The sequence below is a fragment of the Bacillus sp. AFS015802 genome, assembly GCF_002561455.1.
In the GTDB taxonomy this organism is placed as follows: Bacteria; Bacillota; Bacilli; order Bacillales; family Bacillaceae_B; genus Rossellomorea.
This window is the reverse complement of record NZ_NTUP01000015.1, coordinates 153,782-164,448: the sequence shown is the minus strand read 5'-3', so window position 1 is coordinate 164,448 and position 10,667 is coordinate 153,782. Positions and strand designations below refer to the sequence as shown.

Below are 10,667 nucleotides of genomic sequence, written 5' to 3'. Positions count from 1 at the left end.
ATTAATTTAGGTTAGTCTACCTTCCTGATTAAAAGGAAGGGGTTTTTTTTATGAAGTGACACAGTTACAAGGGCTATCTATCTATTAGTGAAATGTCAACTCATTTATTCGCTTATATCCTGGACTTTAATCATTAGGATTGAATAATCAGAATCACCTTAGGCCACCGCTCCTCCGAATGACAAAATGTTTCAAAATTCGACAACAAGGGTAAAAGAATGTTGGCGCATTTATACGGTTATACTAACTCCGTGGGTCGTCAGGATTATTCTCGGTCCTGGACGGCTTTTGTTTTGGCCAAAAATACATTTATATAGGAGGCTGTACTTTTGGAAAAATGGATGAAATTCCTCGAGGTCAATGCACCTCGGATCCTTGATTTGACCATAGAGCATGCGGTGCTTGTTGGACTTGCGATTATCGTGGCGCTTTTAATCGGGGTACCTTTGGGAATCTATTTAACGACAAATGATTATTTGGCGGAAACTGTGTTACAGATTGCGTCTGTTATGCTGACGATTCCGAGTATTGCTCTTTTTGGAGTGATGATTCCGATCTTTTCTATCATCAATCAGGGAATTGGATTTGTTCCTGCCTTTGTGGCATTGGTGCTTTATTCTCAGCTTCCGATCATACGGAATACATATACTGCAATACGGAATGTAAGCCCTGAAATGCGCGATGCAGCGAAGGGGGTCGGAATGAAGACCCATCAGCGTCTCTTAAGAGTTGAAATACCGAATGCCTTTCCAGTGATTATGGCAGGAATACGTACGGCGGTTGTTATGAATATAGGAATTGGTGTAATCGCAGCTTACATAGGTGCTGGCGGCCTCGGTGTCCTAATCACCCAGGGGATTTCCAGGGGTGATAACTATCTGATCATCAGTGGATCGGTTGCCGTGGCGATTTTAGCCATGATAGCAGACGCGATTTTGTTATGGTTGCAGAAACGTTACACACCAAAAAGCATTGCATAAAGTGGAAGAGGTGAAGCTATGATTACGTTTGATCAAACAACGAAGACATATGATGGCGGTGTCACAGCTGTAAAAGGTGTCGACTTTACCGTAGAGGAAGGTCATATCGTCGTATTACTTGGACCATCGGGATGTGGGAAGACCACTTTACTACGGATGGTGAACCGGCTGGAATCGATAACCGACGGGAAGATCATCATCGACGGTCAGGATTCAATGGAATTAAATCAGATTGAACTTCGCAGAAAAATCGGTTACGTCATTCAAAGTAACGGCTTATTCCCGAATATGACCATAGAAGAGAACGTCATGATCGTACCCGACATGTTGGGCTGGAGCAAGAAGGAGAAGAAGGAGCGCTTCAATAAGCTGATGGACATGATCGGGCTTGACGGGGATAAATTTGGTAAAAGATATCCTCACGAATTATCGGGGGGACAACAACAGCGTATTGGTGTGATCCGTGCACTTGCCGCAGATCCTCCCGTTATGTTGATGGATGAGCCATTCGGGGCTCTTGATCCGATTATACGTGAAAAGATTCAGGATGAATTCCTGCAGATACAACGGGAAGTGAAGAAAACCATCTTGTTTGTAAGTCATGATATCGATGAGGCGATTAAGATGGCTGACAAGATCGTGTTATTACGAGGTGGCGAAATCATGCAATATGATACTCCCTCGGAAATGCTCGTCCGTCCAAAGAGTGACTTTGTCTATGAGTTCTTTGGGAAAGATCGTGCCATCAAGAGTCTCAGCCTGCATACGATATCGAACTTGGAAAATATCATAGGTTTAGCAGCATATGATGAATCCATTCCTGATACAAAGACCATCAATGTTCATCATGACCTCAGAAATACATTGTCGATGCTCTTGAATCAGGAAGCTGATCAGGTAATCGTAACCGATGATCATGGGAATAAATTAGGCGCGATAACCATCGATCTGGTTCAAAAATATCTTCACTATGAAATCAAAGGAAAATCGAACGTGGTTCAGAAAGGATGATTCTGTGAACACGAAAAAGGTTGTCAGCAATATTGTCCGTTACGCTGTGTATGCACTGGTCATCCTGTTCTTTTTCTGGGCAATTAAAAATCAATATTTTGATTATATGTTCAGTCAATCCAAGACATTTCTCCATTTATTGAAACAGCATCTTCAACTGGTCCTTGTATCTTCTTTACTGGCTCTGGTCGTTGCGGTTCCGGCGGGCATCCTGATTACCAGGAAACAGTTCAGAAGAGCGGAGTGGATTGTATCCAATACAGTCAATTTCGGTCAAACCATTCCAAGTTTGGCGGTTCTTGCCCTTATGATCAGTATATTGGGGATCGGTTTTAAAACAGCCATATTTGCCCTGTTCATTTATTCTCTACTACCGATTTACCGGAATACAGTGGCCGGAATTGACTCGATTGACGAGAACCTGATTGACGCTGCAAGAGGGATGGGGATGAAGCCTTATCAAATCCTTTTCCGGATCGAACTGCCAAACGCAGCATACTCGATCCTGGCCGGAATCAGAACAGCGGTTGTATTGAACATAGGAACCGCAGCCCTTGCTTATGTCGTGGGAGGCGGAGGATTGGGCGTCTGGATTTTTACAGGCATTCAATTATTTGACAATGGTTATTTAATTTCCGGTGCGATTCCGGTTACCATACTGGCTATTCTGGTTGATTTATTATTGAGATGGATCGAAAGAGTAGTTGTACCTAAAGGGACTAAACAAACATTAGAAATGTAATGGTTGAACGAGGAGGTGAGATTCATGAAACAGAAGCTGAAATGGGTCGCAATCATGTCCCTTATACTTATGCTTACCGCTTGTTCAAATGTCGGGATAGGCGGTAAACAAATATCCGTCGGTGGTAAGAACTTTACAGAGCAATACATACTTTCCGAGATGACAGCTTTTCTTCTGAAAGAAGAGGGATTTAAGGTCAAGCAAATGAACAATCTCGGAAGTACCGTCGTACGTAAGGCGCTGGAAAATGAGCAGGTGGATATGATGTGGGAATATACGGGTACTGCCTTAATCACATACATGGGGCAGGATCCCATGTCAGATCCCCAGAAAACCTTCGAAAAAGTGAAAGAGCTTGATGCCAAAAGGGGGATTCATTGGATGAATATGTCCAATGTGAACAACACTTACGCTCTTGCTATGAATAAAGATCAGGCAAAAAAATTGGGAATCGAAACCATCAGTGATCTAGCTGATTATGTCAATAGCCACCCCGGGAAATTGACCATGGCATCCGATGCCGAATTTGCTAATCGTCCAGATGGTCTTCCGGGTGTGGAGGAAAAGTATGGTTTCAAGTTCGGTTCCGGGCAAATTAAACAAATGGATCTCGGCCTGACCCAGAGAGCGTTGAATAATCGCCAGGTGGATGTATCGGTTGCCTTTGAAACGGATGCAACCATCGTTGATTATGACCTTGTGACCTTAAAGGATGACAAGAACTTCTTCCCGCCATACAGGGCAGCCGTCAGCATCAACAAAGATGTTTACAAAAAGTATCCCGAAATTAAAAAAATCACCGCAAAATTAGCAGATAAACTCAATAGTGACATTATGCGGAAACTGAACTACAAAGTGGATATCGAAGGAAATAGCGTCTCTGTCGTGGCCCATGATTGGCTCGTAGAGAACGACTTAATAAAAGAATAATAAAGACGATAGGGAGGACTGGACCAGTTTTGGTTCAGTCCTTCTTGGGGAAGATGATTCTTTATTATAAATAATGAAGCTTAATAAAACGTTTCGTTTGACATATGACACCGTGTCACATAAAGTGGAGAATGTTCCATATGACACGGTGTCATTTTTTTATGAAGGAGGAATGGCAGCATTGCCTAAGACTACTTTTTTCAATTTAAGGGAAGAGAAAAGAAACGTATTGGTGGAAGCAGCCAAGAAGGAGTTCTCCAGGGTTTCGTTATACGAAGCTTCGATTGCAAACATCCTAAAGACGGCCGGCATCCCGAGGGGCAGCTTTTATCAATACTTCGAAAATAAAGAAGATGCCTTTTTCTACCTGGTGGGGGAACATGCCCGTAAACGGTTTGAAACGTTCATTTCTCTGCTGGGAGCACATGAAGGAGATTTGTTCGAAGCTACGAGGATCATGTTTCATTCCATGCTGGAGTTTTCTTATGAAAATGGACAAAATAACTTCATCCGAAATGTATTGTTGAATATGAACTATAAAATAGAAAAAACCTTCACTCAGACTTTGACCAGGAAAACGATCGATGAGCGTTATGAGGAAATCTTTCGTTTGGTCAATAGAGACCTGTTCAATATTGAAAATAAAAAAGATTTGTATCATGTATTGCAAATCCTCTCAGCCGTCACCTTCCATAATCTTGTGCAGAGCATCTCAGATGAATTGACGCTTGATGAAGCCATGGAGAAATATGTGAAGGAAATGAACATGATCAAAAGAGGGTTGTGTAAATCCCCGTAATCATTTCAAAGAAAGAAGGGAGAACATGAAAAGCAGAGACACTGATACTCAATCCGAAAGTTTTAATAAAACACCGTTGCTCATCGTCCTGATTTCAGGGGCATTCGCAGCTATTCTTAACCAAACCTTATTAGGGACGGCTCTCCCTCATATCATGAGCGATCTGGATCTTGATGCGAGTACCGCCCAATGGCTTACGTCCATCTTCATGCTTGTCAACGGAGTCATGATTCCGATTACGGCATTCCTTATTGAACGATTCACGACGAGAGCGCTGTTTTTAAGTGCGATGGGATTGTTTGCAGGGGGTACGCTCATTTGTGCCATTGCACCAAACTTCGGTTTCTTAATGGTAGGAAGAGTCATACAGGCATCGGGAGCCGGTATCATCATGCCTCTCATGCAAACCATCCTTTTTCTTATCTATCCTGTGGAAAAAAGGGGAGCGGCCATGGGGATGTTCGGACTTGTCATTTCCTTCGCTCCGGCAATCGGTCCGACGCTTTCGGGATGGCTGGTTGAACAATTCCCATGGAGAAGTTTATTCTATGTGATTTTACCGATTGTCATCATTGATTTTATCGTCGCCTATTTCATTTTAAAGAACGTGACCAAACAAACGTATCCGAAACTCGATATCCTTTCCATCATCCTGTCTTCCCTTGGCTTTGGAGGCTTATTATATGGATTCAGTATTGCAGGCAGTCAAGGGTGGGGAAGTTTTCAAGTTGTTATCTCGATGATCATAGGAGGCGTGGCGCTTTTCTGGTTCATCACCAGACAATTTAAGCTCAAGCAGCCGATCCTGGAATTCCGCGTGTTCCAAAATAAGATGTTCACGCTAACGACCGTTCTTGGGATGGTTGTATTCATCGCAATGATCGGAGCTGCGACCGTACTTCCTCTTCTCATGCAGAATATGCTTGGATTCTCGGCCTTTGAATCGGGACTTATGCTCCTGCCCGGGGCGCTCTTGATGGGGTTAATGAACCCTATTACCGGAAGGATCTTTGATAAATTCGGTGCACGGTGGCTTGCCATCATCGGGCTTTCGATTCTGACGATCACGACTTTTATGTTTACGAATTTATCGGCTGACACAACGTTCATGTATCTCGCGATTGTCAATGCCATCAGGATGTTCGGTGTGGCCATGGTCATGATGCCGGTGACTACCGCGGGGCTGAACCAGCTGGACAGAAGCCTGATTCCACACGGTACGGCCATGAATAACACGATGAGACAAGTCTCAGGTGCCGTTGGAACTGCTCTTCTCGTAACAGTGATGACAACCAGTGCAGAACCTTCCAAAGGGCTTGAAGGGATGATTCATGGAGTCAACGTCTCATTCATCGTTGCCGGTATTACAGCCATTGCAGGACTTATGCTCTCCTTTTTCATAAAAAGCGGCCGACCCGGAAAGGTTAGAAGTGGTGCACAATAATAAGTGATCAAGGAGGGACGGACCTTCAGCTTTTATAAGCAGAAGGTCCGTCCCTCTTCTTATTTCTCTTCCTTCAAATACTCATCATTTTTCCAGTCTGTCACGAACATGCAGCCTGGGGAATGAGTCAACATGTATGGTACCTTCGCATGAAGTGCCACTGATTGAGGTGTTACTCCGCATGCCCAGAAGATAGGAGTCTCTCCTTCTCTGATTCCCACAAAGTCACCATAATCGGGTTGTGTGATGTCATGTATTCCAATTTCAGCCGGGTCACCGATATGCACAGGGGCCCCGTGCATCTTGGGAAATAATGAGGTGATGTCCGCCGCTTTTTGTACGAGTGAATCGGGTACGGGTCTCATGGATACGATCATCGGGCCTTCAAATACACCCGCTTTATTTGTCTGGAGGTTGGTTTTATACATCGCTACATTTTTATTTTCCTCTATATGACGAATAGGTATGCCCCCCTTGATGAGCCGGCTTTCAAATGTGAAACTGCATCCGATGAGGAAGCTGACAAGATCATCCCTCCACAGCTCATCGATCCGCTGTTTTTTCTCAATCAATTGCCCATGTTTATACACATGGTACATAGGGATGTCAGTACGAATATCGGAATCCTGGGCATATCTCGATTGAAATTGTCCTGGTTCAAGCACTTCGATGATCGGGCAGGATTTTGGGTTGCGCATGGTGAATAATAAAAAATCAAAGGCGTATTCTTTCGGAAGGACAACCAGGTTGGCTTGTACGTAGTCCTGACAGAAGCCTGAGGTATGGGCTTGGTGCTTTCCGTTTCGGATATTGGATCTTAGTTCTGAAGGTATCATGGAATCAGGCTCCTCTTATATATTTATAATTATCTGAAGAATCTTTATCATTTTATCATATCATCCAACCATATTTGTGTTACGTTAGCAGTAATCATCTAGTTGCTTTAGGAGGAATCCCCCCTTATGGAAAATAGTTTTCACCTCGCTCCGGACTTGTTTTCAGATTTAAAAAGCTCTAAAGAAACGTTTTGGGCGAATCCTTCCCTGGAAGCCTGCATCCCTTCAGGGAAAGGGATGCAGGATATCGTCGAAGCGGAGAATCGTCTCACCCGTTTTGCTCCTTATCTGAAACAGGTATTCCCGGAAATGGAAAACGGAATCATCGAGTCCCCCCTCAAACACCTTGCAAACATGCAAACAGCACTTCAGGATTATAAGAAATCGACGATACATGGGCAGTTAATCCTGAAATGTGACAATGAGCTTCCGATTGCAGGTTCGATTAAAGCGAGGGGCGGCATTTATGAAGTATTAAAACTGGCTGAAACGGTCGCTCTTGAACAAAAGTGGATGAAAGAGACAGACGACTATTCTATGATGGCAAATGACAGATTCAAGAAATTATTTTCCCGATATTCCATTTCTGTAGGCTCAACGGGGAATCTTGGTTTAAGTATCGGGATCATGGGGGCCGCCCTCGGGTTTAAGGTGACCGTCCATATGTCCCGGGATGCGAAACAATGGAAGAAGGATCTCCTTCGAGACAAGGGAGTGCTTGTTATCGAGCATGAACAAGATTTCTCCCATGCTGTCACAAAAGGGAGAGAGCAGTGCAGGAAGGATCCCCACTGTTTTTTCATAGATGATGAAAATTCAAAGGACCTTTTTATGGGCTATGCGGTCGCTGCCGTAAGGCTCAGGGAACAGTTTGACAGTGAGGGGATAAAAGTGGACCGGGAACATCCGTTGATTGTGTACTTACCGTGCGGGGTGGGCGGGGGTCCCGGTGGGGTCACATATGGTTTGAAACATGTATTCGGTGAACATGTTCATTGCTATTTTGCAGAACCCGTGCAATCCCCAAGCATGCTCCTGGGGCTTGCAACTGGAGAGCATGAAAACATTTCTGTTAAAGACATCGGATTATGCAATCGTACCGAGGCTGATGGATTGGCAGTGGGACGTCCATCAGCCCTTGCAGGAAAAATGGTGGAAAAGCTGGTGAACGGGATATATACAGTCACCGATGAAAACCTGTTCAAGATGCTTGCCCTTTTACAAACGTCAGAATCGATCACACTTGAACCATCTGCGCTTGCCGGTATGATCGGACCAACAATGCCTTCCGTACAGAAGCATCTTACAATGCTTCAAGTCAAATCCGCCAAAGCGACTCACTTAGTATGGGCAACAGGAGGAAATCTTGTCCCACCTTTCATAATGGGAGAGTACGTGGCAAAAGGAAAAAGATATTTAGTAGAGTAAAACATCGTGAAAAAAGCCATTCAGAGAAAATGGGCATATGCACAACTCCTGAAACCGCGCATATGATATCGTGGTAAAAATCAGAAGGGATTGATCACGATGTACAATTTACCGATTACCTATTCATATCAGGCACACCCTTATACACCTATGTCCACAAGAAGCGGGGATAATCCTCAGCATTTTGTGAATGCCCTGCTTAATGGTATCAGCAGGAAGGCCTCTACTGTTGATTTATATAATCGATTGGCCGGTGTTGCACCGAATCCAGACGACCGTCAGGATCTTATGAGAATGATGGAAGATGAGCAGAGACATTGGTGGGAGTTGACAAATTTATATACTTCCCTCACTGACACACAGCCGGTTTATCAGGTGGAAAGGATTCCGTTTCATTCTTATCGGGAGGGACTTCAGAGAGGGTATGAAACGGAATTGGCGGATTATGAGCAGTTCCGTATCTGCAGCATGCAGGCACAGCATTCCGCAGCATATGAGATCTTAGTGAACACGTGCAGGGATGAATGGGAGCATGCAGGAAGATTAGGTGCGCTGCGAGCAGCGGAGGAGAGCAGGGTGATATCAAAGGATTATGGACCAAATCCTTATTCTTTGAATATTGATGAAGCCACCGTTCAGAATGACACCTTTCGTACGGCTTTATGGACAGGAGAACATTTGCAGGTCACTTTGATGAGCATCAACCCCGGGGAAGATATTGGATTGGAGATCCACCCGAATATTGATCAGTTCCTGCGTTTAGAGCAAGGGGAAGGAATTGTCCGAATGGGTGATCGTCAAGATAACTTAACGTATGAAAAAAGGGTGAAGCAGGACTTTGCCATCATGATTCCGGCGGGAACGTGGCATAATGTCATCAATACCGGGAATACCCCTATCAAGCTGTACTCGATTTATGCACCTCCACAGCATCCGCGGGGTACGGTCCATGTAACCAAGGCTGACGCCATTGCTGCTGAGGAAGGGCATGCTCGGTACTGAAAATACGGAGCCCAAAATAGATGCGGAGTCTGCTTGGTTCTGCATCCTTTTTGGCTTTGAATTCTTTTTATGAATGATGTATATCAGGGATTGTATGTTAAAATAAAGCGGTGTTGCGGCAAAAGATTGTGAGTTTACAAGAGAGGGGAAGGATGAAACGTTGAAAAGCAAAAGTAGCATAATCGGCTGGGCTCAACCCCTGTTGATAGGGATCGTATTAGCTGTATTGATTCGCTCCTTTATCGTGGTTCCCATAGTGGTAGAGGGAGCTTCGATGAACACGACTTTACTCAATCATGACCGGATGATTGTAAACAAGATGGATAAACCGGAGCGCTTTGATATTATCGTATTCCACGCAACCGAAAAGGAGGATTATATTAAACGTGTAATCGGACTGCCGGGTGACCGTATTGAGTATAAAAACGATAAGCTGTACATAAATGGCAAACCTTATGATGAACCATACCTTGAAAACCAAAAACAAATGGTGATGGGGGCATTGACCCCTGACTTTACCTTGGAGGATACACCGGTTCGACAACGAACGGTTCCCGAGGGCGAGTTATTCGTCATGGGAGATAATAGGAGATACAGCAAGGATAGTCGTCAAATCGGTTCGGTTCCGATCGATAAGGTAGTGGGGACAACGAATATTGTGTATTGGCCGGTCAATGAGATGAAGATCCTTAAGAACTAGGAAGAATTCCGATCCCGCTTAAAAATGAGTTAGAGGCATGATGGAATGAAACAGGGAAGCAAACGTTGTCCATCATATTTTGATATACTAGACTCGTATGAAATGTAATTTTATACCATACAGAAAAAGGTGAAGGATTTGGAGGGATTCTCGAATGGACAGCATCATTTTCGATCTTGACGGAACACTGTGGGACCCGATTGATTCTGTGCTTGAAGCATGGAATAAGGTCATCTTAGGGAATAGGCGTGTGCAGCATGGTATTACGAGGGATCATCTGGAAGGGACCATGGGGCTTCAAATAAAGGAGATTGGTAAAATATTGTTTCCTGAGTTAGATGAAGAAGGAAGGGAGCAGCTTTTGAAAGAGCTTTCCCAACATGAAATTCCCCACCTGCGTGAACGTGGCGGCCGGTTATATGATCATGTTGAGGACGTCCTAATCGAGTTGTCTAAGAAATATAAACTGTTTATCGTCAGCAACTGCCAGGACGGCTATATCGAATCCTTCTATGCCTTTCACGGTCTGGATAAGCATTTTATCGATTATGAAAATCCAGGAAGGACTGGACTTTCAAAAAGCGAGAACATCAAACTTATCATGGAGCGGAATAACTTAAAGAAAGCTGTATATGTAGGCGATACAGAAGGAGATCAAAAAGCAGCCAAAGATGCCGGGATTCCCTTTGTCTATGCAGCATATGGGTTCGGGCAAGCGGGTACTTACGAATATAAGATCGAATCATTTGAAGAGCTATTGGACATGTTCTGACTATATGAAAAAGGTCAAAGAAT

General features: G+C 44.1%; 11 protein-coding genes. 10 read left to right on the top strand and 1 reads right to left on the bottom strand.

The annotated features are described in order from the left end of the window. Positions 1–329 precede the first annotated feature (329 nt). The 6 genes from CN378_RS12410 to CN378_RS12385 all read left to right on the top strand — a co-directional run bounded on the left by CN378_RS12410 (position 330) and on the right by CN378_RS12385 (position 5,906). A complete protein-coding gene (locus tag CN378_RS12410) occupies positions 330–980 on the top strand; it encodes an ABC transporter permease (RefSeq protein ID WP_098352330.1) in 651 nt (216 codons plus the stop codon). 18 nt (positions 981–998) lie between these two features. Then, positions 999–1,991 carry an ABC transporter ATP-binding protein gene (locus tag CN378_RS12405; protein ID WP_098352329.1) on the top strand — a complete coding sequence of 331 codons (993 nt, stop codon included), beginning with the start codon at positions 999–1,001 and terminating at the stop codon, positions 1,989–1,991. A 4-nt stretch (positions 1,992–1,995) separates the two neighbouring features. Next, entirely contained in the window at positions 1,996–2,733 is a 738-nt protein-coding gene (locus CN378_RS12400; protein WP_098352327.1) for an ABC transporter permease, read from the top strand. 24 nt (positions 2,734–2,757) lie between these two features. Next, positions 2,758–3,663: an ABC transporter substrate-binding protein gene (locus CN378_RS12395; RefSeq protein ID WP_098352325.1), complete on the top strand. Its 906-nt coding sequence runs from the start codon at positions 2,758–2,760 to the stop codon at positions 3,661–3,663. 172 nt (positions 3,664–3,835) lie between these two features. After that, complete coding sequence (locus CN378_RS12390) at positions 3,836–4,462, top strand: TetR/AcrR family transcriptional regulator (RefSeq protein ID WP_257141123.1); 627 nt, start codon at positions 3,836–3,838, stop codon at positions 4,460–4,462. 25 nt (positions 4,463–4,487) lie between these two features. Continuing rightward, positions 4,488–5,906 (top strand): MDR family MFS transporter, encoded by a 1,419-nt coding sequence (locus CN378_RS12385; RefSeq protein ID WP_098352323.1) that lies wholly within the window; start codon positions 4,488–4,490, stop codon positions 5,904–5,906. Between the two features lie 59 nt (positions 5,907–5,965). Here CN378_RS12385 and CN378_RS12380 read toward each other — a convergent pair whose 3' ends face one another. Then, complete coding sequence (locus CN378_RS12380) at positions 5,966–6,742, bottom strand: putative hydro-lyase (protein ID WP_098352322.1); 777 nt, start codon at positions 6,740–6,742, stop codon at positions 5,966–5,968. Between the two features lie 126 nt (positions 6,743–6,868). Between CN378_RS12380 and CN378_RS12375 the strand changes: the two genes are divergently transcribed. The 4 genes from CN378_RS12375 to CN378_RS12360 all read left to right on the top strand — a co-directional run bounded on the left by CN378_RS12375 (position 6,869) and on the right by CN378_RS12360 (position 10,644). Then, positions 6,869–8,170 carry a D-serine ammonia-lyase gene (locus tag CN378_RS12375; protein ID WP_098352320.1) on the top strand — a complete coding sequence of 434 codons (1,302 nt, stop codon included), beginning with the start codon at positions 6,869–6,871 and terminating at the stop codon, positions 8,168–8,170. A gap of 99 nt (positions 8,171–8,269) precedes the next feature. Beyond that, entirely contained in the window at positions 8,270–9,172 is a 903-nt protein-coding gene (locus CN378_RS12370; protein WP_098352318.1) for a cupin domain-containing protein, read from the top strand. Between the two features lie 160 nt (positions 9,173–9,332). Then, positions 9,333–9,872, top strand: coding sequence for a signal peptidase I (gene lepB, locus CN378_RS12365; protein WP_098352316.1), 540 nt, complete (start codon positions 9,333–9,335; stop codon positions 9,870–9,872). Between the two features lie 154 nt (positions 9,873–10,026). Continuing rightward, a complete protein-coding gene (locus CN378_RS12360) occupies positions 10,027–10,644 on the top strand; it encodes an HAD family hydrolase (RefSeq protein WP_098352315.1) in 618 nt (205 codons plus the stop codon). Positions 10,645–10,667 lie beyond the last annotated feature (23 nt).